The sequence below is a fragment of the Halomonas sp. AOP27-A1-41 genome (assembly GCF_052378605.1).
In the GTDB taxonomy this organism is placed as follows: domain Bacteria; phylum Pseudomonadota; class Gammaproteobacteria; order Pseudomonadales; family Halomonadaceae; genus Vreelandella; species Vreelandella citrativorans.
Map to the genome: position 1 here is coordinate 58,028 of NZ_JBQSXT010000006.1, position 25,696 is coordinate 83,723.

Below are 25,696 nucleotides of genomic sequence, written 5' to 3' on the forward strand. Positions count from 1 at the left end.
AGAGAAAAGCAGCAACACGTCGCTAACCGGCGGAGTCGGAAATTTCCTCTTCCAGACGCCGTTTAACCGCACCGGGGGAGCCGGTATGGCGTGCCAAAAGGTCGTATGCAACCGGCACTACAAACAGCGTGAACAGTGTCGCCGCACCAACGCCTGCCATTATCACCGTGCCAATCACCAGGCGGGATTCAGCGCCTGGCCCGCTTGAAATAATCAGTGGTATGGCACCGGCCATGGTGGTGATTGCGGTCATCAAAATAGGTCGTAGCCGGGTGACGGAGGCTTGAATGAGCGCTGTACGAAAGGCTTTGCCCTCATCACGTAGCTGGTTGGCAAACTCGACGATCAAAATACCATTTTTAGCAGCTAGACCAATCAATAGTACCAGGCCAACCTGACTATAAATGTTAAGCGACTGCCCGCTTAGCAAAAGCGCCAATAGGGCGCCGCTCATCGCGAGCGGTACGGTCAACATAATGACCAAGGGGTGGATAAGGCTTTCAAACTGTGCGGCTAGCACTAGAAATACCACGATAGCGCCTAATATCAGCAGAAAGGTGGTCGCGCCACTTGCCTGCTGAAAATCACGTGAAGGGCCTGCCACGTTGGTTTGTGCTTCTTCGGGCAACAGCGTGTCGGCGGTAGCTTGTAGATATGCAAGCGCCTCCCCAAGCGGGTAGCCGTCAGCCAGGTTGGCCTCGATGGTAATGGCTCGAATACGGTCAAAGCGGTTTAACGTGCTGGCGCCAGCAACGTCGGTAAGCGTCACAAGGCTTGCGAGAGGGATTAGTTCACCAGAGCGTGCCGAGCGTACCTGTATATTATCCAGGGCGCGGGGGCTGTTCTGCCGATCGCGATCACCTTCGATAATCACGTCGTACTCTTCGCCGTTATCCACGTAGCGGGTAACGTTGCGACCGCCTAACAGCACTTCAAGCGTACGGCCTATTTCGGTAATCGTTACGCCCAATGCTGCTGCTCGCTCATAGTTAATCTCGACACTGAGCTGTGGCTGGGTCTCGTTATAGTTGCTTTCAAGCGCCGTAATGCGTGGGTTATCCTCCCGCACATAGTCCATCAGCAGGGTGCGCCAGCGAGCGAGTTCTGCGTAATTACCGCCGCCAATCACAAACTGCACAGGCTTTTGTGTGCGTTGGCCAAAGCCCTGGCGCATAACGGGGAATGCCTGAACGCCGGGCAGCGGCCTTAGCAGCGCTCGCACGTCATCCATTACTTCCCATGCGCTGCGGCGGCTGCCCCAATCGGCCATATTGATGATGACAAAACCGCCGTTAAAATTCTCGATATTGCCAAAGCCGCGTGGCGCACGTACGACCACACGTTCAAGCTCACCCGTTTCTATCAGGGGAGCCAGTCGTGCTTCGATTTCATCCATGTAGTCCATCATGTAATCGAAGGTAGCGCCTTCAGGGCCATTCACCAATACGATAAAGTTGCCACGATCCTCTTGTGGGGTGTACTCATTGGGTAGCTCGGTGGTTAGCCATGCCGTCATGGCGATCAACAGCGCAAATACCCCGACAACTATCCAACTGCGTGCAAGTAGCCACTCAAGGATACGCTGGTAACGTCGCTGAGTAATACCCAGTAGCCACTGGACACCTTTACCCACGGCGCTGTCGTGCATGCCGGGTTTAAGAATCTTGGACGCCATCATGGGGGTTAAGGTAAGCGCCAGGAGTGTCGAGAAAACAACGGCTGCCGCCATCGTGAGGGCAAACTCGGAAAAGAGCCGACCAATGTCGCCCTGCAGCATGCTTAACGGAACAAATACCGCGACCAACACCAGCGTGGTGGCAATAACCGCAAACGCGATCTGGCGTGTTCCTCTAAAAGCGGCTACCAGCGGCGTTTCACCATAGTCGTGCATGCGGCGATTGATATTTTCCAGTACCACAATGGCATCATCAACAATCAAACCAATCGCCAACACCAGCGCCAGCAGAGTGAGCAAGTTGATTGAAAAGTTCATTACGGCAAGCGCGGTAAAAGCCCCAATGACCGCAATAGGAACGGTAACGGCAGGCACCAGCGTGGTCCGCAGATTACCGAGGAATAAAAAGATCACTACGACGACCAGGCCCATGGCAATAAACAGGGTCATCACGACTTGTTTAATGGCACCGGAAACAAAGACCGAGGCATCATGGGTTAGGCCAAGCGTCATGCCCTCGGGTAGCGTTTCTTGAAGACGTTCCAACTCATGCCGCACTGCACTTGAAAGCTCAACGACATTGGCGGTCGACTGCATAACGATGCCAAGCCCGACCATCGGAATACCATTGGCGCGAAATACGGAGCGATCTTCAACCGAGCCGACCTCAACCCGGGCAACGTCGTCCAGTCGTACTAGATAGCCATTATCATATTGATTTAGAGCCAGGCGTTTAAAGTCATCGGCGGTTGCAAAGCTGCGCGGGAGGCGAACGATAAACTGGCGGTCTTGTGATTCGATGGAGCCTGCCGGTAGCTCAACGTTTTCGGCGCGCAGGGCATCTTCAATATCGCCGACGGTCAGGCCGCGAGCGGCAAGCGCATTGCGGTCCAGCCATACACGCATGGCGTAATCCCGGCCACCGCCGATACGAACGCGGGCAACGCCCGGTTGCACAGACAGGCTGTCAACCAGAAAGCGGTTGGCGTAATCCGTAAGCTCGGTAATTGAGTAGTCGGCGCCCGAGAGGCTTAGCCATACCACGATCTCTTCGCTGCTATCAGCCTTGGTGACTTCCGGAGCGTCGGCATCGTCGGGCAGGTTACGCAAGGCACCCGAAATTCGGTCACGGATATCATTCGCCGCCGCGTTGATATCCATTTCAATGCCAAACTCAATTTCAATGCGCGATCGGCCATCTTCGCTACGGGAAGTAATTAACTCAATGCCCTCGACGCCTGCAATTCGGTCTTCCAATACTTGGGTAATGCGCGTTTCGACGACATCGGCGGACGCACCCGGGTAGCGGGTATCAATACTGACGATGGGAGGATCCACGGTGGGATACTCTTGCAGAGGAAGCCGATTAAGCGCCAGTAAGCCAAAGGCAATGATCAGCGCGGCGATGACCATGGCAAGCACGGGTCGCTGTACGGAAATGTCCGATAGACGCATTAGCGATCGGCCTCCAATAAGGCGCGAATACTCGTTTCATCGTCCACGATGCCCAGTAAACGCACTTCCAGCCCGTCTCTTGCCAGTTGCAAGCCGTGAACCACCACCAGGTCGCCTGCTTCAACGCCTTCAAGAATTTCTACCTGCCCGTAGCGCCGCTCACCTATCACTACGCTGTGCCTTTCAAGGCGCGGGGTAGGGCCACTTTGGTCAATCACCATGACATAGTGTTGGTCGCCACTGGGTTCGAGTGCCGCTTCGGGCAGCACGATGGCATCGCGTACGCGCTGTTGAACGACCACTTCCATCAACATACCCGGCCGAAGGCGCATATCGGGGTTTTCAAGCACGGCTCGCACGTTAACGCTTCGCGAGATAGGGTCAATGCGTGTATCGATACTGGCAATGTCGCCAGTAAAACTATCGTCGGGGTAGGCGGCTGTCGTAGCACTGAGCGGTAGCCCGATTGAAAGGCGGCTTAGAAAGCGTTCAGGAACGCTAAAATCAAGCTTCATCACATCCAGCTTGTCGAGCGTTACCAATTCCATGCCGGGCGTTACCAGTGTGCCGGTACTAAGGCTACGCAACCCCACGCGGCCGCTGAACGGCGCTTTGATTTGGTAGTTGGTAAGCCGCGCTTCGATAACCTGTGTATTGGCTTGCGCTTGGCGAAGCTGTGCTTGAAAGTCTTCCAGGTCCGCCCGAGCGGCCAGGTTGCGTTCCTGTAGCTGGATGGTACGACCAAGCGTGTTACTTCGTTCGTCACTGATGGCTTGAGCTGAGCGCAACTGGGCTTGCTCTTCGGCATCGTCCAGGCGAATCAGTACTTGCCCCTGTTCAACCTGGGCGCCATCCTCAAAATTGATCTCGGCCACAATATCGGTAACCGTCGCAGAAAGCGTAACGCTCTCATCGGCACGCAGGGTGCCCAAGGCTTCCAGTGGGTCAGACCACGTCATTATTTCTGCGCGGCTGCCAATTACAGAAGGTGCAGGCTGCGCTGCGGTTTGCCCTTGGGCGGGGCTTGAGAGTAAAACAAAGAGCAAAACAAGCAAATACGGTCGGGCATACGCGGACATAGGTTTCTCGGTATCAGGCGTGGGGGTAACCCTGGTTAGCACTCTTATATGATGTCATGAAACGTGAAGAAACATTTTCTCTTGGTCTTGAACTGTTAAAATGCGGGTCTTCTCCCCCCAAGAGCAATTCTCTATGGTTTATGATGTCGTGGTTATCGGCGCCGGTGCTGCAGGCCTAATGTGCGCTGCACAGGCTGGCTATGCAGGCCGACGCGTGCTGGTACTCGACCACGCCAACAAGGCAGGTAAGAAGATACTGATGTCCGGCGGTGGCCGCTGCAACTTTACCAATCTTGGCACCACACCTCAGCATTTTTACTCTGAAAATCCGTATTTTTGTATTTCCGCGCTTAAGCGCTATCGGCCGGAACACTTTGTAGAACTGGTTGACCGGCATGGCGTCGAGTACGTGGAAAAAGCCCCTGGACAGCTATTCTGTGCAACGTCGGCTAAAGAGATTGTGCGAGTGCTATGGACAGAGTGCGAGTGGGCGGGTGTGGAAATAGCGCTAAACACCCAGATCAATAAAGTCGCCAGGCAAGGCGACGCCATGCGCCTGATGACATCCATGGGGAGCATTGATGCTGGGATTGTAGTGGTGGCGAGCGGTGGCTTGTCGATTCCCACGATGGGCGCCACCGGGTTTGGTTATGAGCTGGCACGCCAGTTTGGCTTGGACGTGTTACCTACTCGACCTGGGCTAGTGCCTTTTGCCCTGAGTGATTTCTGGAAGGAGCGCAGTGCTGCGCTTTCCGGACTCAGCTTGCCTGTCGCGGTGAGCTGTGCAGGGCGGCGGTTTGTTGAGCCGATGCTGTTCACGCACCGGGGCTTGTCGGGCCCCTCTATGCTACAGATATCCAGCGTATGGCAACCCGGCTCATCCATAGAAATTGATACATTGCCGGGCGAGGATACCGCCGCGTCACTGCGTGAGGCGCGTCAAACAACGCCCAAACGTCAGCTATCCACCTGGTTGGGAGAGCGCTTTCCCAAACGCTTTGCTCAGGCACTTTTAGAGTGGTACCCAGACTCGAATCAGGCAGCGCCGCTTGCTCAATACAGTAACGATGAAGTAGATCAATGGGCCTATCGGCTTAACCAATGGCAGCTTAAACCAGCGGGCACTGAAGGGTGGCGTACGGCAGAGGTAACCATGGGCGGGGTCAATACAGACGCTATCTCATCGAAATCGTTTGAGGTAAAAGATGTGCCTCAACTGCGCTTTATAGGAGAAGTGCTGGACGTGACTGGTGAGCTTGGAGGGTATAACTTTCAGTGGGCGTGGGCGAGTGGGGTTGCTTGTGGGCAAGCTTGCTAGGCCGCATGTGCGGCCCGGCAATTAAGTAACAACGTTAGAAAGCAGCTTCAGTTTGCGAAATAGCATATAGCCTGCAAGCGCTTTTCTACCGGCTGCCATTACTCCGCCCGGTCTGCGTACAAATTTGTAGGCGAGCAGACCGCCAGCGGCGTAAAGCGGTAACTTGATGCTGCGCCACTTTTGATCAAGTGGGGAGGCCGAACGCTGTAGATAGTCGCTGCATACCAGAATATCAATGCGCTGCTGCTCAAGCTGTGCAAGTAATGCTGCTTTGCGCTCAGCACGGCTTATACGCTTAGAGCGGTTGGGCGGCTTAACGCTCTTGTTGGTTTGCTTCATCGCCTTTCACCTCAAGCAGAGCACGATCAGCCGCTAGTTGTTTAAGCGTTTCTTTTAAAAACGTATGCCGTTTGGCCTGACGAATAGCAATGGCTGCCAATAATAAACTGGCTGCTATTAGGACTCCCGCGCTGACACCAATCGCCAGCAGCCTGTAAGAGTCCCAAAAAACCACGATGACTAGCGCGGTAAGCGTTATTACACCCAGCAATAAAAGTAATAAGCTGGCGCCGGTCAAAAGAAACAGGGTGACTAAACGAGCGCGCTCTTCTTCGAGTTCTAAAACCGCCAAACGCAGTCGGGTTTCACTGTTAGCAACCAGTGACCTTACCAAGCGCTTGGCGGCAGAAAATACGCGTTGGGTTGGCCCCAAAGACATTAGCGGCGTCCGAGCAGCATACCTACCAATAGACCGACGGCCGCGCCGATACCGATGCTGGACCACGGGTTTTCGCGTACATAACGATCACAGCAGTCAACTTGATTTGAAAGCGTTTCACGGGTTTCATCATAAATTCGCTCGCCGCGAGCTTCCAGGCGTTCACGAGCATTTTTAAGGCGGCTTTCAGCACGGGCGCGAAGGTCGTGCATTTCGCTGCTGGCATCCTTGGACGTTGCGTTAACCAGTTCTTCTATGGTGTCGCTTAAGTGGCGCAGATCTTCTTTCCACTGGTCAGCGCGGTGCTCAGTATCGAATTGACGCTTAGCCATTTTGTCTTCCTTTGACGAATGAATGAAATAATTAATCTATATCAGCATAGCAGCCGACACATGATAGACAAGGCCATTTTTTAGCGGTTCAAACCCGTCGCACTAAACAGGGGATTTAAACTAAAACCAATGCTTAGACGGTTAACACGATCATCGTAGTCAATCATGCTTTCACCATAGCCATAGTAATACTGGATGTGCCCGCGCAGGTTGCCAAACGTAGGCCAGCTGTAGTCAATTTGAGTGCCGTAGTTACCTGCGCCCGGGTTGCCTCGAAATAACGCGCTGATTTCATGATTGTTATTGAGCCGCTTGGCAATATGGATATCGCCATAGCCCATATAACGTTCAATATCAGGATTATCATCATTACTGGCAGACTCAGGAACGCGCCAAAAAGGAGCGAATGTCACTGCCCAATCGCCACGTTGGAATGTGCTTTCCAGGTAGACGCGGTTCCAACTGCGCGAGAGAGGGTCTGAGCGGCCATTCGATTGGTGATTAAATGCAACGCGATTGCGTGTATTTACCCAGCCAAGCGCATCCCAGGCGTTATCGAAGTCGATAAACAGCTCGGGTTCGTAATTGGTTTCTCTAAACGGGGAGGAGGCATCGGTATTGTAAGCCTGCCACCAGCTGCGCTGGGTATAGCCAAAATAGAGATCCCCTGCATCGCCGAAAACACCTTCTACCAGGTTGGCTTTAACGCTTAATTGGAACTTGATTTCGTAGCGATCCGCGTCTGAATCAGTGGTGATTTCCCGAAAATTCTCAGCATTCGGTTTTGCGTTATAGCTGACAGGGAACAAATAGTTAAGGCGGTGTGTGGTGATCGAAAAGGGATTGCGTGTTGATTCTTGCTCAAGCAGCCGGCGTTCGATGATATCTTCACGAGCGGCGACTTCGGGTGGTTGCTTTACCGTCACTTTTGCAGGCGTGTCGCCAAGTGCTGTCTGGTTATTTAGTTGTTGTTGAAGCTGGTAGAGTTCACTCTTGAGCTCACGAATACGCGCTTCAATTTCTTCCTGGGAGTCGGCTAAGGCAGGGCTACTGTACGTTACTGTGCTTAGCAAGGCTATTACGCTTGCATACAGCAGTTTTCGGGTGACCATTTTTCGGGTGACCATTGAAGCGACTCGCAAATAATAAAGGGGAAGGATCAATTATCAGAGTCGTTTCTATACATGCCAAGAGAGTAAGTCAACCTCTTCGTTGCGCAGGTCAATGGAACCCCTGACAATGTCTGGTATTTAATTTTTACCACTATCAATTTTTTCTGAGGGTATATCAACCGTGGTTAGATGTATCTGTAATTATACCTTGAAGGTGCTCTTGGCGCTTTATTTGATGACGGTGTGCGTTAGCGTTCAGGGCGCCTTTGACGTTGATCAAGTACCCTCACAAGAGACAATAGCGGAGCGCTTGGCAGCGTTCGATTCAGTAGACGGTGAGCTAACCGCGCAGCAGGTTAGCGAGCAGACCAATTTAAGGGCCGCGCTGGAAATTTACCAACGTTTGGATGCTAATGATGAACGTTTAAAGGTACTTAATCAGCGGGTTGATGAGGCGCCTGAACAGTTGTACCAGTTAGAGCTTGCGTTGGGTGAGGTGGAGGAGAGTTTTCAGCAGTTAACTGCCCAAACATTCGCCGATATGTCGTTGGACGATTTAACGTCACAGCAGGCAGATGCTGTCCTTGAACTGCAGCAGCTGCAAGGGGAATTGACCGATGTGAACTCGCAGTTACTGGCCTCGATTACGTTACCCGAGCGAGCCCAGCAGGCAATCTCCAATGCCCTGCAACGTGCTGAAACGCTACGCCGTGAGTACGACGATCGCGAAGCGCTATTAACGGATAGCCAGCTCTCACTCTCAAAGGATGCGCAGCTCATACAGCTTGGCTTGGCACGTCTCTTGGCGGAACGAGATGCCGCTTATAACCAACGAGAGTTAAGTGTTAACAGTCGATTGCGTGAACTCGCGCAACAACGGCGCGACCTCTTTTCGTTGCAAATTGATTACCAGGAAAAGCGCTTGGGTTTACTTGAGAGTGCCATTGATCTTCAGCGTACCCTTGAGTCTGAGCAAGTGGCGGCCGAAGCCATCGTGGATAATTCGCTTTTGGCTGAGGGCAACCCTGTCATACTTGATGCCCAGCAAGTTAATCAACGCATAAGCCAGGAACTGCTGCAGGCAACTGACCGCAGCAACACTATCTTGCGTGAAAATTTTGAGGCGCAGCGTGATCTGGACTATGTACTCCAATTGCAGCGTAGCCTCAATGAACAGATCGATGCCATGCGTGGGAGTCATTTGTTATCACTTATTTTAAATGAGCAGCGCCAATCATTGCCTACGCCAGTTCCGCATCGACATTTGCAGGATGAAATTGCGGATCTTCGATTGAGACAGTTTGATTTAACCCGTCAGAGTGACCAGTTGCGCCACGGCAGACGGTTAGCCATTCAGCGCGTGGAGGAGGCAGGCCTTGAGGCAACCCCAAGTGTGATCGACGCATTGAACCAGATTTATAGAGAGCGTCGTGAGCTGGTAGAGCAGTTGGAGCAATCCTACAGCAGCCTTTTAAGTTCTGCGATTGAGCTACAGCTTAATCAGAAGCAGCTGCTCACCACGACACGCGAGCTACGTACCACCATTTATGAGCAGTTATTTTGGGTCGCTAACAGTCAGCCTGTGGATATTAACTGGCTGCGCCAATTGCCCAACAACATTCGCCTGGAGTGGCGAGAAGGCGAGTGGCGAGTCATTTTTTCAAACCACTGGCAGGCGCTTTCCTGGAAAATAGTGTTTGGGCTGCCATGGATGCTACTTGGCCTGTTGCTCATCGGGTTACGCGCGCGGATAAAAGAGCGCTTGGCGACTATCCATTCTCAGATTGGTCGTTTAAAAAGCGATACTCAGTTACACACACCAAAAGCAGTGCTGTTAAACGCGCTATTGGCTATTCCGGGGCCGTTGATGCTAGCCGGTGTTGGAGTAGGGCTTCGCGAAACAGACGATGCATTAACCCACAGTATTGCGCCTGCGTTAATGCAGCTCGCGTTAAGCTGGGGGGTGGTCGCGTGGGGGCGACGTTTGCTCGCACCTGATGGCGTTGCCGAACGGCACTTTACCTGGCCTGCTCGTTATAACGCCCAGATTCGTAAGCTATTACGTTGGCTGGGGTTTGCGCTGGTGCCGGTGATAGCGATTGCGACAATATCGGGGCAGGTGCAAGCACCTCTAGCCTTGCGTCCTATTGCACTGGGCCTGATGGTCGCGGGGCTGTTAGCCATGAGCTGGTGGCTAACGAAGCTGATTTTGGCACATGTTCCTTTTTTTGGGCTTCGCTTATTCCGTTTGGTGTTGGGACTCGCCATGGCTGCCATCCCGCTCGTATTGGTGGGCTTGATCGTGTGGGGGTATGAATACACCGCACTGCGTTTGGCGGGGCGGTTTGCGATCACGCTTTATTTATTGGGGCTGTGGGTGGTTGTTGAGGCGACGGTAGTGCGTAGTTTGGCTGTGGCCGCCAGACGCTTGGCTTACCGACGAGCGCTTGCCCGACGTGCTCAAGCGCAGGAGGAAGCTGAAGGGGGGGTGGAGGTGGTGGAAGAGCCGCCGCTGGATATGGAGAAAATCAATACTCAGTCGCTACGCCTCTCCAAGCTGATTTTATTAATCGGCTTCAGCTTACTTTTATATCTTGTCTGGTCGGATCTTTTATCCGTGGTGGGATATCTGGATCACGTTTCCCTGTGGGATTCTGGCGATGAAGATTTGATTGGCAGTGAACTGTCTGTCACGGATGTTATTACCGCGCTGCTGGTGGTCGCGGTCACCTTTATTATGGCGCGTAACCTGCCTGGCCTTTTAGAGGTAATGGTCTTGTCTCGCTTGGCGCTAAAACAGGGCAGTGCCTATGCCATCAGTTCGTTGCTCTCGTATGCGATTGTGGGTACGGGCATGCTGATTGCGTTGGCCACTCTGGGCGTTTCCTGGGACAAGTTACAGTGGCTGGTGGCGGCGCTCAGTGTGGGGCTGGGCTTTGGGTTACAGGAAATCTTTGCCAACTTCATTTCAGGTTTGATTATCCTGTTCGAACGGCCTATCCGCATTGGGGATACGATTACGCTGGGCAACTTGCACGGGACCGTGAACCGCATAAGGATACGAGCGACAACCGTTACTGACTTCGATCGCAAAGAAATTATTATTCCCAATAAAACCTTTGTGACGGATCAGCTTATTAACTGGTCTCTTTCAGATAACGTGACCAGGGTCGTGCTGACGTATGGCGTTGCGCATAACTCGGACCTGGCCAAAGTGCATCAGCTTTTACGCCAGGCGGCAGATGAAAACGAGCGGGTGTTGATTGACCCGGAGCCTCAGGTGTTCTGTTTGAGCTATGGCAACCATAGCTTCAATTTTGAGTTGCGCATTTTTGTTGATGACATCAAGGAGCGCTTGCCTGCGACGGATGAAATCAATTGTCGGGTAAATGAGCTGTTTCAAAAAGCAGGTGTTCGTGTGGCGTTTGAGCAGATGGATGTATGGCTGCACCGAGACCGGGGGGAGTCGGTCAAAGTGCAGTCAATTAATAAGTTACCGCCGTCTACGCATAGTTAGGCGTATGTCAGGGGGGCAGGCTTAAGGGCATGAAGAAGAAACTCCCGATTACCGTCTCCTCCGGTAATCGGGCTCTCTTGCCAGTGCTGCACCGCTAACCCACAAGCGTCACAGGCCTTGCAAATCTTTTCTTCCACTGTGTGGTAGTCGGCCGCGCGTCGAACGATGCCCCGCTTATCCAGCGCTCCAGGGGTGAGTTCAAACTGAGGTTTAACCAGCGAAATTAGCTCTCCTCCTGTTGGCAGCAGTGCGGCGATCTCCGGCAAAATCAGCGTCTGAGAAATAAAGGAGACGTCCATCACTGCGGTATCAATAGGAGTCGCGGTAATCGCTTCTTGCAGTGCTACGGATGAACTCATGTGCCTGGCGTTAAGGCCTTCGAGGCACGTAACACGCGGGTGGGTACGTAGCGATTCCGCGAGCTGGCTATGGCCAACTTCTACGCCAATCACGTGGCGTGCGCCAAAGTGCAACGCGCAATCGGTAAAGCCCCCCGTGGACTGTCCTACATCCAAAATGACATGGTCATCCAAGCGCTTATTTAAAACCGTTAATACGCTTTCAAGTTTTAAACCGGCGCGAGAGACATAACGCTCCTCAGGGTCGTCGTCGACCAATAGCGGTGTATCCTCAGGCCACTTTTCAGAGGGTTTGGTAAGCACGCGCGAAGGCGCCTCTAAACGCACACGCCCATGGCGAATAAGCCGCTGGGCACGTGTACGCGAACTGGCTAACCCTTGGCTGACCAGTAGTTGATCGAGTCTTAACATTGATGACATGGTTAATTAAACGCGTGGCTATAACGGGTTAAGTGGCGAGTGAGACCCTTCAAGGGCCTGTAACTCGGTACCGGGCAAGCGAGAGGCTCCCCAACTGCGATATAAAGACTGTTTGACGCTATCAAGCTCGTCATTCGTTACCTGCGGTACTCACAATAGCGCCATTATGAGGCGTCACAATGACCCCTTGTCCCGGTGGTCAGGGGGATTATACATAGAAGTCGAGGTCTTCCTGTCATTTTAGAAGGTCACGCAGGGTATGAGCATCATCGCCTTTAAAATAAATCAGCCCCCAGTGAGTGCCAAAGGCGGTGCGGATAACGGGTGCCCCAGGCGGCCTGCTTTATCGTGGGCCTCTTCTTTTGCATGACCGTTACTCCTGTAGGGCGAGAGTATTCCCGTTCGCTCTCTTCACCCTACACGACGCCCGCTATATCGGCTAATGAGTAGATCGTAGAGTGGGCAGTTAGCGTTTATTAACGCATTGAGTCAGGTCAGCTAAGGCTCTGCTGATAGGGTTATGGTACGCTAGGCCGGAAAATTTTATGTTCATAGGGCAAGAGGGATAGGCCAAAATGGCGGCCAAGCCGATTTATCGAGTAGTGGTTCACCAACAGGGTGAAATTTGGGATTTATACGTTCGAGAAATATTTCAAAGCGAACTCTGGGGCTTTATTGAAGTCGAGGAGTTTGTCTTTGACGACGCGTCACGGGTAGTTGTTGATCCTGCAACTGAAAAATTGCAGCGAACCTTCGAGGGTGTCAAACGTAGCTACCTGCCTCTTAATGCGATTGTGCGTATTGATGAGGTGGAGCGTGAAGGCCCTTTGAAGGCAGTAAAAAGCGATGCCCGCGTTGCTGAGTTTCCTCGTCCCTTCCCCCTACCACCACGTAGCGAAGGATAAGCGCTCAAGACAGGCGCGACGCTGTAAGCGCTGGTGGCCTCGTCCGCTATGCAGCGTTTTTTTAATCAGGACATGACGTTATGCAAGCAGATAAATTTCGTTTCTCTTATATCGCGGCCGGTGTTTTATTAAGTGTGGCCAGCGCACAAGCAATGGCACAAACCGACGGTCAAGCGTGGGTGAGCGATGAGTTGAGCACTTACGTGCGCAGCGGGCCTACGGATGGATACCGCATTATTGGCACTTTAAATGCCGGTGAGCAGGTAGAGGTACTGGAAGAGAGCGGTGATTACACCCGGGTGCGTGGCCAAAGCGGCGACACCGTGTGGGTATTGACGAACGAAATCCAGGAAACGCCTAGTGCTCGCGAGCAGTTGCCGGTGCTCCAGGCCCGGGTCGATGAGCTCACCGCAGAGCTTGATGGTATTAACGATACCTGGGAGCAGCGCACCTCCTCGATGACAGAGACGCTTGAACTGCGCGAGCAGCGCATTGCTGACCTTGAAACGCGCAATAACGAGCTTGATAACGAGGCCGAGCAGTCGCGCCAGCAGGTACGCGCGCTTCAGGCTCGGTTGGATACCCAGGAAGAAGACCTGTTAATGCGCTACTTCATGTATGGCGGCGGTGTGGCGGGTGCCGGGTTGTTAGTGGGGCTTATCGTTCCGCACTTGCCGCGTCGGCGTAAAAAGCGTGATCGCTGGTTCTAGGTTCCGGGTTTTAAGCTCCAGGTTTTAAACTCCAGGTTTTAAGTTCCAGGTTCTCAGCATCAGGACCCGTTTTTTAGGTTCTGGATTCAAGGGTAAAAGGGCGTCTAATGAGCACTTCCTGGCGGCAGCGCTGGCAAGAAGGTCGGATTGGTTTTCATCTGTCTCAGCCGCATCCAGCGCTGCTTGAGTACTGGCCCACATTGGGCGTTGAGCAGGGCACTAAAGTGCTGGTGCCCTTGTGTGGTAAAAGCCTGGACATGCGTTGGCTGGCTGATGCGGGGCATCCGGTGCTAGGCATTGAGTTGGCGCCTGAGGCAATAGCGCAATTCCTGGCCCAACGCCAGACGCCTGTATCGCGCTATACCCAAGCAGGGTTTGAAATATCACGTCAAGGTAGTGTGGAACTCTGGTGTGGGGATTTTTTTCATTTGCACATACGCCAAGCTGCCGAAGTAGGCGCGTTTTATGATCGTGCAGCACTGATTGCGTTACCGCCTGCCACGCGCGAGCGCTATGCATTCCACTTGGCCCAGCTGGTTCCGCCCGGAGCCGCTGGGCTGTTGGTGAGCATAACGCATGAGGATGAGGGCGCGGGTCCGCCGTATAGCGTGCCTGACCAGGAAGTGACTCAACTGTTCACACCCAATTTTCGCGTCACGCTGCTTGAGCAAGGAAGCCCCGATGAACGGGGCCGAACAGAGTCTGTCTGGTCATTAGAGCGGCGCGGGCCACACAAATAGCGTACCGGCGCGCTCAATATATATCAGCGGGCGAGTAGCTGACCAAGCTCTGGGTCGTTGAAGGCCCGGTTAAGGCCGTCGCTGAGCAGATCATTCAGCATACGTGTATTAGCATCTTCACCCGGCCTAACGGCATAGCCTTGTGTGCGGCGCGAGGTGTAGGTGCCGGTATACGTGGTGCCTTTATTCTGGGCGATGGCCCGGAAAACGCCCTCAATACGCGCCTCGTCTACCAAAGGCTGACCGCTGTCGCCACGCCCATACTGTAGGCTAACAAGCTCCAGGGTAAGGGTAGGTCGGCCTTGGGCCTGCTCGGTGGTGGGGTTAAAGCCCATATCGTGAACCGCGCGCTCGGCTTCTGCTTGCAGTTGGGGAATCAGTTCATGGCTGCTAACGGTAATCTGAGCCGTTGACATGCTGCCGCCAGCCCTTGTACCAATAACCTCGCTTTCTCGAGCATCAACGGCGACGACCGTGACGTGTTGGCCTGACCCGGCTTGCGGCACGTTCGTACTACGCTCCGGGCTAAGCTGAAGGTATTGAGGCCCTGAGCAGCCTGCTAACCAGAGGCCTGCCAACAGCACTCCTGAAAGACGTAAAAACTGGCGCCGAAGCATATTTTATTCCCCGCAGTAACGGTTTGTTCCAAGAACTGGTTCTAATAACCTGTTTCAGATAGTTTGTTTCAAAGCGCTTGTTTCAAAGAGCTAGTCTCAAATAGAGCTCTTTGAATAACTATGCCGCTGTTATGCGCAAAACGCCAGCAGGATAAAGGGTGGGCGCTGTTGGCTAGTTAAGCGGCTCGTGCCTGTTTTGCTGAGTCCGTTACCCCGTCTTTAAAACGGTGCCACTGGCGCGGGTGGGCATAAAGGCGTTGCCCGCGCTTCATCGCTAAACGTTCAAAATCCGCATGACGCACGGTCGCAAGCCAGGGCTTCTCCAGCCAGTCAGCTTCCAGCTCAACACGCACTTCGGCACCTACGGGGGAGATCGCCGTTATCACTACCGGTAGATGGCAGGTGTCGCTTGGCTGTTCTGCCAGGCGTACCTCGTGAGGGCGCAAAAGCAGTTCTTCGCTACCTTCGGGTAGGTCAACGTGCAAATAGGCATCGCCGCAGGTCAAAATGCCGTTACGAACGCTGCCTTCCAAGTGGTTGACGTCACCCAAAAACTCGAAGACAAAGCGATTTTTTGGCGAATGATAGAGTGTGTCCGGAGCATCAATTTGCTCAATGCGCCCATTGCTCATTACCACGACTCGGTCGGAAAGCTCCAGTGCTTCTTCCTGGTCATGGGTAACAAAAACGCTGGTAAAGTTCAGCTCGCTGTGTAGGCGACGAAGCCAGCGGCGTAAGTCCTGGCGTACCTTGGCATCCAGCGCGCCAAACGGTTCATCAAGTAGCAGTACGTCGGGTTTTACCGCTAACGCACGGGCGAGAGAAACACGCTGCTGTTGGCCGCCTGAAAGCTGGGCGGGGTAACGCTTGGCCAGGTGTTCAAGCTGAACCATTTCAAGCAGGCGAAACACGCGTGCGCGAATTTCACCGCTGGAAGGGCGCTCTTTTTTGGCCATCACCGTCAAGCCAAACGCGACGTTATCGTAAACGCTCATATGACGAAACAGCGCATAGTGCTGAAATACGAAGCCGATACGCCGGTCGCGCACATGTACATTTGTGACATCGCGTTCGCCGAACATGATTCTGGCCGACTGGGTAGCGTGGTCAGCACTTTCAAGGCCAGCAATAATCCGCAAAAGCGTGGTCTTGCCCGACCCCGAGGGCCCCAGAAGGCCGACTAATTCGCCCTCATGGATATCCAGATTGACAGGTTCAAGGGCCTGCGTGTTGCCAAAGTGTTTTGCAATATTTTCTAAGCGAATGCTCATAAGAGCGCCTCCCGGCGCGATGCGCGCCATTCCAGGCTAGCCTTGGCCGCCAGGGTAAGCAGGGCAATCAGTGCTAACAGTGCCGCGCATGCAAATGCACCAACCGCATTGTAGTCCTGGTAAAGCTGTTCAAGGTGAAGAGGAAGTGTATTGGTTTGACCACGTATCGCGCCTGAGACTACCGATACTGCGCCAAATTCACCGACGGCGCGGGCGTTGGTTAAAATAATCCCGTAAAGCAGTGCCCAGCGGATATTCGGCAGTGTGACCCGCCAAAAGGTTACCCACCCTTTGGCTCCTAGCGTGGCGGCTGCCTCTTCCTCACGCGAGCCCTGCGCCTGCATCAGCGGAATCAGCTCGCGGGCAACGAAGGGGCAGGTAACAAACACGGTCACCATCAAAATTCCAGGCCAGGCAAACATCAGCTGAATATCATGGCCATCCAGCCAACTGCCGATCCACCCATTGCGGCCGTAAAGCAGCAGGTAAATAAGCCCGGCAACAACAGGGGAAACGGCAAAGGGGATATCAATCAAGGTTTGCAGAATGCGTCGACCTGGAAAGCTAAACCGCGTAACAAGCCACGCCAGGGCCACGCCAAACACCAGGCAAATAGGAATGGTGAGCAGGGCGATGACCAGCGTTAGACCAATCGCATGCAGGGTAAAGTAATTGCTTACATTGACCCAGAAAGTCGCAACGCCCTGAGAAAAGGCCTGAGCGAAAATGGCGACAAGCGGCAGCAATAAAAACAGCGCCGAAAGGATTAACGCCGCGCCAATTAGCAGGCGCTTGACGCCCGGTGCATCACCAATTCTACGCATTATCCCTTACCTCCATGCAGGCGGCGGACAAAACGGCCTTGCCAAATGTTGATGGCAAGCAGCAGCGCGAGCGAAACAAACAGCACTACGGAGGCCACTGCGGAGGCGCCTGCGTAGTCATACTCCTGCAGCTTGACGAAAATCATTAACGCGGTAATTTCCGTTTCGTAGGGCATATTGCCTGCGATAAAGATAATCGCGCCAAATTCGCCAAGCGAGCGCACAAACGCAAGGCCTGTTCCTGTCACCAGAGCGGGCCATAAGTGCGGCATGATCACCCGGCGAAAGGCCACCCAGTCGGTTGCGCCCAGTGACATGGCGGCTTCGTCAACCTCAGCGGGTAAGTCTTCCAGTACGGGCTGCACGGTGCGTACCACAAACGGGATACTGGTAAATGCCATGGCCAGCGCGATACCGACCCAGGTGTAGGCCACTTGAAGGCCCAAAGGCTCAAGCAGGCGCCCCATCCAGCCACTGCTGGCATAGAGAGTGGCCAGCGTAATGCCCGCCACCGCTGTGGGGAGAGCAAACGGCAGGTCCATTAAAGCATCCAGCAGTCGCTTGCCGGGAAACTCGTAGCGCACCAATACCCATGCGAGTAGCAGACCGAAGACCGCATTAATTAATGCCGCCACCGCCGCTGCGCCCATAGTGACCATATAGCTTGCGACCACTCGGCCTTCGGTAATAATTGACCAGTATTGGGCAAGGCTTAGTTCGGCAAGCTGCCCGAAAAGCCCAGTGATAGGTAGTACCAGCACCAGCGAGATAAACAGCACGCTGATACCCATTGAAAGGCCAAAACCCGGCAGCACTCGCGTGCTGCCGGTTAGTCGTAAAGCGCGTTGATTCATAATGTTTTGATAACGACTGACGTCCTGTTAACGGCGCTGTAGTTGATCGAGCAGCGCGCCACCCTCGAAGTGTGTTTCCATTACTTCGTCCCAGCTACCAAATACGTCTTCTACGCTGAACAGCTCAGTTTCCGGGAAGTGGTCGGAAAACTCTTCAACCACGGTTTCGTTATGTACGCGATAGTTAAAGTTCGCCAGCTGTCGCTGGGCATCTTCAGTGTAGAGATACTCAAGGTATCCCTGCGCTAAATCGGTATTGCCGTTGCGCTCAGCATTTTCAGTAACGACCGCGACGGGGAATTCGGCTAAAACACTCATGGGAGGAACGACCACTTCGTAGTCGTCGCTGCCATACTCTTGGCGAATATTATTCACTTCGGATTCAAAACTGATCAGCACATCACCGATACCGCGCTCTATAAAGCTGGTGGTCGCGCCGCGGCCACCAGTGTCAAAAACGGCCACATTGCCCAAGAACGTGCGCATAAAGTCTTGGATCTGCTCTTCATCACCGTCAAATTCCTTGTCGGCGAATCCCCATGCCGCTAAATAGGTGTAGCGCGCATTACCGGACGTTTTGGGGTTAGGGAAGACGACTTGAACATCTTCTTTTACCAGGTCATCCCAGTTTTCAATGCCTTTGGGATTGTCCTTGCGAACCAGAAAGGCCGTCGTGGAGTAGTAAGGCGATGCATTGTTATCCAACGCGCTCTGCCAATCCTCATTCGCCAAGCCAGCATCCGCCAGTACCTGAACGTCGGTTACCTGGTTAAATGTGACGACGTCTGCTCGCAGACCCTGCAGGATGGCACGCGCCTGAGCAGAAGAGCCGCCGTGGGACTGGTTAACGCTGATTTGTTCGTCATTCTGTTCTTGCCACCAAGCGATAAACTCAGGGTTGATCGCGCTAAATAGCTCGCGCCCAATATCGTAGGAGGAGTTAAGCATTTCGCGCTCTTGTGCCATGGCAGGGCTAGCGATGCTAGCGCCTAGTGTAATGGCAAGCAGGCTGCGACGGAAAAAGAGTGGTAGAGACATGGCAAGCTCCTTCTTTAAGCGGTAAACGATATGGATCGTAATTGGCATAAGATTAAACCTGACATTGTGGAATTACAATTGCGATTGTTATTCTTTTTAGAAATAACGGTGTGCTTGATTGATAAAGGGGCAGACACATGGTTGGAAATGATTAACTGCAATGGGTAGCCAAAACCGCGCCGTTTGTTCAATTGCTCTGTTAAAATGCCCGTTTTCCAGGGGCTTCACCAGGTTGTCGCTGCGCCACCTGGTAATCCCTCATTTCAATGGCTAGTCAGGAGTGCCCATGACCGCTGCGCATGATTTTTTAATTGCCCCTTCTATTCTCTCCGCTGATTTTGCACGCCTGGGGGAGGAGGTGGATAACGTGCTGGCCGCGGGCGCTGATATTGTCCACTTTGATGTAATGGACAACCATTACGTGCCGAACCTGACGATTGGTCCCATGGTATGTAAAGCATTGCGACATCATGGTGTAACGGCGCCTATTGATGTCCATTTGATGGTGAAGCCGGTTGATCGCATGATTAGCGATTTTATTGAGGCAGGGGCCAGCTATATTACGTTTCACCCAGAAGCGTCTGAGCATGTCGACCGCTCGCTTCAGTTGATTCGTGATGGTGGTTGCAAAGCAGGGCTGGTATTTAATCCGGCAACGCCGCTCTCTTATCTTGATTATGTGATGGATAAGGTCGATATGGTGCTTCTAATGAGCGTTAACCCAGGGTTTGGTGGCCAGTCGTTTATTCCTGGCACACTGGATAAATTGCGCGAGGCGCGTGCTCGTATTGATGCATCCGGTAAAGCGATTCGTTTGGAAATTGATGGCGGCGTAAAAGCCGACAATATTGCCGAGATCGCAGCGGCAGGGGCGGATACCTTTGTGGCGGGCTCCGCTATTTTTAACGCGCATCAGGCCAGCGACCCACACGGCTATGACTCGGTTATCAAGAAAATGCGTGCGGCGCTGGCCAAGGTTTAAGACGCTTAATGTAGCTTCATGCGAGGCCTGAGGTAGCGGTTAATCTTATCGACTAGCAACGTAAGCCCGGTTTTCGGGACGCCATGGATCGACACTTGATGCATGCGATAAAGCGATGCGTAGCACTGGCGAGCAAACCAGCCTTCTAAAAAGAGGCCGCGCGACGCTGAGCTGCGCATCAGATTACCCACCGCGTCGTAGCGTGCCAGCGAAACAAGCGAGCCGTGGTCGCGGTAGTGAAATTCGTTAAGTGCTTTGCCTTCCAGCAAATGGTTGATATTTTTGGCTAGCAGTTTCGCCTGCTGATGAGCCGCTTGAGCGCGTGGAGGTACGGTGCCATCTTCACCCTGCGGGCAGCTGGCGCAATCACCCAAGGCAAAAATGCTGGGGTCATCAACACTCTGCAGTGTTTTTTCAACGTTAATCTGATTTTTCTTGTTGGTTGAAAGCCCCAGTTTGGTTAAAAACTCGGGGGCTTTAATGCCTGCCGCCCATACGTTTAAGTCGGTTTCAATGGTGTCGCCGTCGGCTGTAATGAGTTGGTTGGCGTGGGCTTCTTTAATCGCCGTGCCGATATGCACCGTTACGCCCATTTTTTCCAGTTCTTGTTGCACGGTCTGGCTAATGCGTTCGGAAAGGCCAGGCAGAAGTCGAGGGGCCGCTTCAAGGATATGCACGCTAATTTGCTGATGGTCCAGTGCGGTTACCCCGTAAGCGTTAAGTAAGCGCGAAGCGTCGAAAAGCTCGGCAGCAAGCTCAACCCCTGTGGCGCCTCCACCCACAATGCCGATGGTCAGCACGGTATGCTGACGTAATGAGGGATCGGTATAGCGCAAAAACGTATTGATCATCTCCCGTTGAAACAGCTTGGCCTGCTGGGGAGAGTCGATGAAGTGGCAGTGCTCGGCCACCCCTTGAGTACCAAAGTCGTTGGAAACGCTGCCCAAGGCAAGCACCAGGAAGTCGTATTTTAGCGTGCGCTCGGGGAGCACTTCATTGCCGTCTTCATCATAAATAGGCGATAAGTGTAGTACTTTCTGTTCGCGATCCAGGCCATGCAGTGAGCCGCGTTGGTAGCGGTAGAAATGCGCAGATGAATGCCCGCGATAATCCACCTCATCCATGCTGGAGTTTAAAACCCCCGTCGCTAACTCATGAAGCAGCGGTTTCCATACATGGGTTGCATTGCGGTCAAGCAATACAATTTCAGCGCGCTTGCGTTTTCCTAACGTATGTCCTAACCGAGTCGCAAGCGCTAAACCGCCTGCGCCGCCACCGACAATAACAATCCTGGGTATGGCCATTGGTTTCTCCTTGGCTAATCTGGCTTTAGCATAGAAGCTTCTCTCTCTTCTGACTAATGCGCTAGCGCCATGGACGCAGTAAGATGCTGAGCAATTTGGCTGGTTAAGACATTGAAAATGGTAGGCGTGTCATTGCCAATGCCTACATAAGTCAGCGTTAAGGGAGCAGGGCAGTGCACTCAATACTCGCGGGAAAACGATTAGTCGCGTTCGATTTAGACGGCACGCTGGTTGATTCCGTACCTGACTTGGCCGTTGCGGTGCAGAAAACGTTAGGTGAGCTTAATTTGCCCACACCTGATGGTGTTCAGGTGCGCGACTGGGTGGGCAATGGTGCGCCGATCCTGGTGGAGCGTGCACTTACCTGGGCGTTGGGCCGGTCTCCTGAGGAAGCGCTTCAAGCGCGCGCCTTTGATGCTTTTATGGCGTATTACGGTGCGGCACCGAATGCGTTAACGACGCTCTATCCCGGTGTAAAAACAGCACTTGAAGGGCTGCATGGCGCGGGCTTTACGCTGGTGCTTATCACCAATAAGCCAGAGCGGTTTATTGTGCCCATTCTTGATCACTTCGGGATTCGTCATTGGTTTACGCTATGGGTAGGAGGAGACACCTTGGCGGAGAAGAAGCCTTCCCCCTTACCCCTTTTACATGCCGCGCAGGCGTGCCAGTTTTCGCCAAGTGAGTGTCTAATGGTCGGCGATTCTCGTCACGATATTGCCGCGGGCAAGGCTGCCGGGTTTGCCACCCTCGCACTGCCTTATGGCTATAACCATGGCGATCCTATTGAACTCAGCCAGCCTGATTGTGTGATGGCGTCGCTGCTGGCGCTTGTCACTTAAGATTGACTGACTGAAAAAAGACTATTCCGGGCGAGCGCCACCTAATGCACCATGAATAAGCTCGGCGTTATAGTGCAGCATGGTGGGGTAGTCATCGGCTTGATCGTCTTGTGAGCTAAATGAGTCAACATGGAGTGGGCCAGCCAATGAGATGCCGGTGGCGCGTGACAACGCATCCATGTGGATACAGGAAACAGTGCTTTCATAAAATAGTGCCGGGGGGCGTGTTTTGGCCAGGCGTTCGTTCATCTCGGCCATTGCCCGGGCGCTACCCTGTGTTTCGTTATTCAGCCCCCAAATAGCGTCGTACTCAAAACCATAGGCGTGCGCAAAGTACCTAAATCCGGCCTCGCTGGTTACCAGGGAGCGGTTCGTTTTGGGGATACCTTCCAGGCGCTCGTTGATGGCCTGGTCTAACGTATCCAGCGCGCGATAGGTGTCCTCCGCACGGGCATAAAACGCCTCCGCTTTTTCGGGGTAGTGCTCGGCCAGCGTTTCAGCAATCACCTTGATGTAGGCGGCCGCACCTTTCGGGTCCATCCACATATGCGGGTCATTTGTGCCTTGGTACTGCCCTGTAATAATAGGGAGCGGCGCAAAGTCAGCATTTTCAGCCACGGCCTTTAGGGTAAGCGAATCATTTGCGATGGCCTCTACATGGCGTAGCCAAGGCTCTAGCCCAAAGCCGTTATAAAACATGATGTCGGCTTCTTCGATGGACAGCACATTGGGCGGCGTCAGTTCCCACGTATGGACATCCTCACCGGGGGGAACGATAACGTTTACGTCAATATCTTCGCCGGCAATGCGCTTGACCAGGTCTTCAAGTATGGAAAAAGAAGCGATAACGTTGAGTGTCGAAGCGCCTGCTAGCGGTGACACACTTACCAAAATTCCTAGCAAGAGCGTGCTTACCCAGCTCACTTGCTTTTGCATTTCACGCTCCCACTCGTTTGAAGGCTCAAGATAATAAAGACTGCTACGCTCTGTGGCTAGTTCCTCCCGGCTAAAAAAAATGGATATAAGTTGTTGTTCTTTTTGGCGTATGCATTGTGCAAACGCAATGTCGCTAGCGGTGCGGCTGTCTTTAGATAACTAACGTTAAAAATAGAGTGCTGGCCAGTGTTACTTGACCATTACAACCGTTTTCGCGCTGTAATAGCAAAATATAGCCTTAACGGCGAAAGTTGCTAACAGTAGCAATTGGGAAGGTTGGCTGAATGTGGTCTACCCTAGAGACTGTTTTACCCAAGGAGAAAGGCAATGAGCACGTTTTATGAGGTACAGGAGCGCAACGGTGAATTTCATGTCATTGATATACGCCCCGATGACTCTCAGGCCGATAACACCTCCGTTGTCTCCTACGCTACTCGCCAGGAAGCCGAGAGCGAGGCAAAGCGCCTCAATGAAAATTCACTTGGTTAACGGTTGAGGAAATATCGTTTCGTACCCTAACAGAAAGCCCAAAGGCTTGCTGTTAGGGGCTTGTTGTATAAGGTTATACCGTGCCTGGTATTACTTCTTTTTTTTCATAAAGGGGAGAACCCTGGCCGTGGCGTCAGCGAGCTGCTGATCAAGCGGTGTATGGTCCAGGCTGATAGCGGCTCTCGCTGCGGTATAGGTGCCTTTGTACTCCTTGGCGATCTCGCTATCGGTCATGTGGTCGGGTAGCTGTTCATTTTCTCGAATAACGTCAATGATGGCCTTATCCATGGCGCACTCCTTTTGATCGCACTTTTGTTGAACATGCTGTTGAGCATATTGTTCAGCGTACTTTTCAGCATGCTTTCCTGCATATTTTCCAGCATAGCCCAGTGCGACGAAAACGTAACTGCGCGCAACTGTCGTGGCGATTAACCTCGTCTGGCGATACAATCCAGCACACTTACGTAAAATCGCTAGCAATGGCATACCTGGCTAATAGTCTGGGTAACGATACGCTGATTGCCATGCAATAATTAAGGTAATCAATAGGCTATGCCGAAAAAAGTCTTGATGTTGGACAATTACGACAGCTTCACTTTTAACATTGTCCAATACTTGAATGAATTGGGTGCAGAGGTGGTAACGCATCGAAACGATGCCATTACCCTTGAACAGATTGAAGCCCTGGCGCCTACGCATCTGGTTATTTCCCCGGGGCCATGCACGCCCAACGAATCGGGGATTTCAATGGCCGCTATTCGTCACTTTGCCGGTAAACTGCCTATATTGGGTGTTTGTTTGGGGCATCAGGCGATTGGTCAGGTATACGGTGCTCGGGTGGTCCGTGCACCCCAGGTGATGCATGGTAAAACATCGGCTGTTTTACATACCCATCAGGGCGTTTTTGACGGGTTGGATAACCCCCTCGAAGTAACCCGTTATCACTCGTTAGTGGTGGAAAGGGAAACGCTCCCCAACTGCCTGGAAATAACGGCCTGGACAACAGACAATGATGTGACGCCTGGTTTGATCATGGGACTGCGCCATAGCACACTGGATGTAGAAGGGGTGCAATTTCACCCTGAATCAATACTGACTCGCCAAGGCCATGAGCTATTGGCAAATTTTTTAAAACGTGGCTGATTGCCTGGTTCACACGCTTTAGAGGCTCCTCTGTTCATGCAAATGCGAGATGCAATTAATGCGGTGATACACCGTGAAGACCTCCCTTTTGACGTTATGCATGCCCTGATGCGCCAGATAATGACGGGTGAAGCGTCCGATGCTCAAGTAGGCGGCTTATTGGTCGGGCTTGCCATGAAAGGGGAGAGCGCGGTGGAAATTAGCGCTGCCGCCCAGGTCATGCGCGATTTAATGCGTCGTGTTGAGCTAAACGCTGAGAACGTCGTGGATATCGTGGGTACCGGCGGCGATGGCGCTAATCTATTTAACGTATCCACCGCGTCCAGCTTTGTGGCTGCGGCGGCGGGTGCGCATGTCGCAAAGCACGGTAATCGCAGCGTATCGTCGTCTTCCGGCAGCGCCGATCTTTTTGATATTGCCGGTATTTACCTTGATCTTAAGCCTCAGCAGGTCGCCCGTTGTATTGAGCAGGTGGGGGTTGGCTTTATGTTTGCGCCGAATCACCACCCGGCGATGCGTTATGCCATTGGCCCGCGCCGTGAGATGGGCGTGCGCACGCTCTTCAATATTCTGGGCCCGCTGACTAACCCTGCAGGGGCGCCCAATCAGGTGGTCGGTGTGTACTCGCCAGAACTGGTGCCGCTGATGGCTGAAGTGCTTAAAAAGCTGGGCAGCCGCCATGTCATGGTGGTTCATTCAGAAGATGGTTTGGACGAAATATCGCTGGCAGCTTCTACGCAAGTGGCGGAGCTTAAAGAGGGCGAGATTACTCAGTACACGGTTTCCCCTGAAGCGTTTGGCATTGAGCGCCAGAGCCTGGCAACGCTGAAGGCCGCTAACGCAGAAGATAGCCTGCGGTTGGTAAAGGCGGCATTGAGCGGTGAAGGCCCCGCATCCGACATGGTGGCCTTGAACGCAGGTGCCGCCCTTTACTGTGCGGGTGTGGCTGACAGCCTGAAAGAGGGCGTTCTGATCGCTCAGGATGCTCAGGGGTCTAAACTGCCGCTTGAGAAGCTCAGAGAGCTTTCACACTTCACCAGCGTTTTCAAAGAGTAA

General features: G+C 53.1%; 25 protein-coding genes. 10 read left to right on the plus strand and 15 right to left on the minus strand.

Going from position 1 to position 25,696, the window contains the following annotated elements:
- Positions 1-22: 22 nt before the first annotated feature.
- Together ACT3TC_RS06045 and ACT3TC_RS06050 are read right to left on the minus strand one after the other, a co-directional pair.
- Positions 23-3,130, minus strand: coding sequence for an efflux RND transporter permease subunit (locus ACT3TC_RS06045; RefSeq protein WP_444639481.1), 3,108 nt, complete (start codon positions 3,128-3,130; stop codon positions 23-25).
- Entirely contained in the window at positions 3,130-4,209 is a 1,080-nt protein-coding gene (locus tag ACT3TC_RS06050; RefSeq protein ID WP_441678811.1) for an efflux RND transporter periplasmic adaptor subunit, read from the minus strand. The genes ACT3TC_RS06045 and ACT3TC_RS06050 overlap by 1 nt, the downstream gene beginning before the upstream one ends.
- A gap of 133 nt (positions 4,210-4,342) precedes the next feature.
- On the opposite strand from ACT3TC_RS06050, the gene ACT3TC_RS06055 reads away from it, so the two are divergent.
- A complete protein-coding gene (locus ACT3TC_RS06055; protein WP_444639482.1) occupies positions 4,343-5,527 on the plus strand; it encodes an NAD(P)/FAD-dependent oxidoreductase in 1,185 nt (394 codons plus the stop codon).
- 21 nt (positions 5,528-5,548) lie between these two features.
- Here ACT3TC_RS06055 and ACT3TC_RS06060 read toward each other — a convergent pair whose 3' ends face one another.
- The 4 genes from ACT3TC_RS06060 to ACT3TC_RS06075 all read right to left on the minus strand — a co-directional run bounded on the left by ACT3TC_RS06060 (position 5,549) and on the right by ACT3TC_RS06075 (position 7,689).
- Positions 5,549-5,866 carry a YqjK family protein gene (locus ACT3TC_RS06060; RefSeq protein ID WP_172117109.1) on the minus strand — a complete coding sequence of 106 codons (318 nt, stop codon included), beginning with the start codon at positions 5,864-5,866 and terminating at the stop codon, positions 5,549-5,551.
- Positions 5,841-6,245, minus strand: coding sequence for a phage holin family protein (locus ACT3TC_RS06065; protein ID WP_087106740.1), 405 nt, complete (start codon positions 6,243-6,245; stop codon positions 5,841-5,843). Before ACT3TC_RS06065 ends, ACT3TC_RS06060 begins: the two co-directional genes overlap by 26 nt.
- Positions 6,245-6,577 (minus strand): DUF883 family protein, encoded by a 333-nt coding sequence (locus tag ACT3TC_RS06070; protein WP_172117107.1) that lies wholly within the window; start codon positions 6,575-6,577, stop codon positions 6,245-6,247. The genes ACT3TC_RS06065 and ACT3TC_RS06070 overlap by 1 nt, the downstream gene beginning before the upstream one ends.
- Positions 6,578-6,657: 80 nt before the next feature.
- Complete coding sequence (locus ACT3TC_RS06075; RefSeq protein ID WP_444639526.1) at positions 6,658-7,689, minus strand: phospholipase A; 1,032 nt, start codon at positions 7,687-7,689, stop codon at positions 6,658-6,660.
- 214 nt (positions 7,690-7,903) lie between these two features.
- On the opposite strand from ACT3TC_RS06075, the gene mscK reads away from it, so the two are divergent.
- On the plus strand, positions 7,904-11,206 hold the full coding sequence (gene mscK / locus ACT3TC_RS06080; protein ID WP_444639527.1) for a mechanosensitive channel MscK: 3,303 nt from the start codon (positions 7,904-7,906) through the stop codon (positions 11,204-11,206).
- Here mscK and ACT3TC_RS06085 read toward each other — a convergent pair.
- Positions 11,203-11,976: a TlyA family RNA methyltransferase gene (locus ACT3TC_RS06085; RefSeq protein WP_444639483.1), complete on the minus strand. Its 774-nt coding sequence runs from the start codon at positions 11,974-11,976 to the stop codon at positions 11,203-11,205. The genes mscK and ACT3TC_RS06085 overlap by 4 nt on opposite strands.
- 584 nt (positions 11,977-12,560) lie before the next feature.
- Here ACT3TC_RS06085 and ACT3TC_RS06090 point away from each other — a divergent pair.
- The 3 genes from ACT3TC_RS06090 (at position 12,561) to ACT3TC_RS06100 (ending at position 14,340) form a co-directional block, all read left to right on the plus strand.
- Positions 12,561-12,890, plus strand: a complete 330-nt coding sequence (locus ACT3TC_RS06090) for a DUF1820 family protein (protein WP_018916745.1) — start codon at positions 12,561-12,563, stop codon at positions 12,888-12,890.
- A gap of 80 nt (positions 12,891-12,970) precedes the next feature.
- On the plus strand, positions 12,971-13,600 hold the full coding sequence (locus tag ACT3TC_RS06095; protein ID WP_172117106.1) for a TIGR04211 family SH3 domain-containing protein: 630 nt from the start codon (positions 12,971-12,973) through the stop codon (positions 13,598-13,600).
- A 107-nt stretch (positions 13,601-13,707) separates the two neighbouring features.
- A complete protein-coding gene (locus tag ACT3TC_RS06100; protein WP_193054952.1) occupies positions 13,708-14,340 on the plus strand; it encodes a thiopurine S-methyltransferase in 633 nt (210 codons plus the stop codon).
- A gap of 23 nt (positions 14,341-14,363) precedes the next feature.
- Here ACT3TC_RS06100 and ACT3TC_RS06105 read toward each other — a convergent pair whose 3' ends face one another.
- The 5 genes from ACT3TC_RS06105 to cysP form a co-directional block, all read right to left on the minus strand.
- A complete protein-coding gene (locus ACT3TC_RS06105; protein WP_444639484.1) occupies positions 14,364-14,957 on the minus strand; it encodes a YajG family lipoprotein in 594 nt (197 codons plus the stop codon).
- Positions 14,958-15,133: 176 nt separating this feature from the next.
- Positions 15,134-16,228 carry a sulfate/molybdate ABC transporter ATP-binding protein gene (locus tag ACT3TC_RS06110; protein ID WP_193054950.1) on the minus strand — a complete coding sequence of 365 codons (1,095 nt, stop codon included), beginning with the start codon at positions 16,226-16,228 and terminating at the stop codon, positions 15,134-15,136.
- Positions 16,225-17,052, minus strand: a complete 828-nt coding sequence (gene cysW / locus ACT3TC_RS06115) for a sulfate ABC transporter permease subunit CysW (RefSeq protein ID WP_172117102.1) — start codon at positions 17,050-17,052, stop codon at positions 16,225-16,227. Before cysW ends, ACT3TC_RS06110 begins: the two co-directional genes overlap by 4 nt.
- Positions 17,052-17,906: a sulfate ABC transporter permease subunit CysT gene (cysT, locus tag ACT3TC_RS06120; protein WP_087106725.1), complete on the minus strand. Its 855-nt coding sequence runs from the start codon at positions 17,904-17,906 to the stop codon at positions 17,052-17,054. The genes cysW and cysT overlap by 1 nt, the downstream gene beginning before the upstream one ends.
- Positions 17,907-17,933: 27 nt before the next feature.
- Positions 17,934-18,944, minus strand: a complete 1,011-nt coding sequence (gene cysP, locus ACT3TC_RS06125; protein WP_441678800.1) for a thiosulfate ABC transporter substrate-binding protein CysP — start codon at positions 18,942-18,944, stop codon at positions 17,934-17,936.
- A 286-nt stretch (positions 18,945-19,230) separates the two neighbouring features.
- On the opposite strand from cysP, the gene rpe reads away from it, so the two are divergent.
- The gene (gene rpe / locus ACT3TC_RS06130; RefSeq protein ID WP_172117100.1) at positions 19,231-19,926 is read left to right on the plus strand and encodes a ribulose-phosphate 3-epimerase; all 696 of its coding nucleotides are present in this window, start codon (positions 19,231-19,233) and stop codon (positions 19,924-19,926) included.
- Between the two features lie 5 nt (positions 19,927-19,931).
- Here rpe and ACT3TC_RS06135 read toward each other — a convergent pair whose 3' ends face one another.
- Positions 19,932-21,230 (minus strand): NAD(P)/FAD-dependent oxidoreductase, encoded by a 1,299-nt coding sequence (locus ACT3TC_RS06135; protein WP_444639485.1) that lies wholly within the window; start codon positions 21,228-21,230, stop codon positions 19,932-19,934.
- 173 nt (positions 21,231-21,403) lie between these two features.
- Here ACT3TC_RS06135 and ACT3TC_RS06140 point away from each other — a divergent pair, with 173 nt between their 5' ends.
- Complete coding sequence (locus ACT3TC_RS06140) at positions 21,404-22,072, plus strand: phosphoglycolate phosphatase (RefSeq protein ID WP_444639486.1); 669 nt, start codon at positions 21,404-21,406, stop codon at positions 22,070-22,072.
- A 21-nt stretch (positions 22,073-22,093) separates the two neighbouring features.
- Here the strand turns inward: ACT3TC_RS06140 and ACT3TC_RS06145 are convergent, their stop codons facing one another.
- Positions 22,094-23,008: a metal ABC transporter solute-binding protein, Zn/Mn family gene (locus ACT3TC_RS06145; protein WP_444639487.1), complete on the minus strand. Its 915-nt coding sequence runs from the start codon at positions 23,006-23,008 to the stop codon at positions 22,094-22,096.
- A 327-nt stretch (positions 23,009-23,335) separates the two neighbouring features.
- On the opposite strand from ACT3TC_RS06145, the gene ACT3TC_RS06150 reads away from it, so the two are divergent.
- A complete protein-coding gene (locus tag ACT3TC_RS06150) occupies positions 23,336-23,497 on the plus strand; it encodes a hypothetical protein (RefSeq protein WP_444621920.1) in 162 nt (53 codons plus the stop codon).
- Between the two features lie 90 nt (positions 23,498-23,587).
- Here the strand turns inward: ACT3TC_RS06150 and ACT3TC_RS06155 are convergent, their stop codons facing one another.
- Positions 23,588-23,785: a hypothetical protein gene (locus ACT3TC_RS06155; protein ID WP_172117096.1), complete on the minus strand. Its 198-nt coding sequence runs from the start codon at positions 23,783-23,785 to the stop codon at positions 23,588-23,590.
- A gap of 264 nt (positions 23,786-24,049) precedes the next feature.
- Here ACT3TC_RS06155 and ACT3TC_RS06160 point away from each other — a divergent pair, with 264 nt between their 5' ends.
- Both ACT3TC_RS06160 and trpD read left to right on the plus strand, forming a co-directional pair.
- Entirely contained in the window at positions 24,050-24,640 is a 591-nt protein-coding gene (locus tag ACT3TC_RS06160; protein ID WP_444639488.1) for an anthranilate synthase component II, read from the plus strand.
- Positions 24,641-24,676: 36 nt separating this feature from the next.
- Complete coding sequence (gene trpD / locus ACT3TC_RS06165) at positions 24,677-25,696, plus strand: anthranilate phosphoribosyltransferase (RefSeq protein ID WP_172117095.1); 1,020 nt, start codon at positions 24,677-24,679, stop codon at positions 25,694-25,696.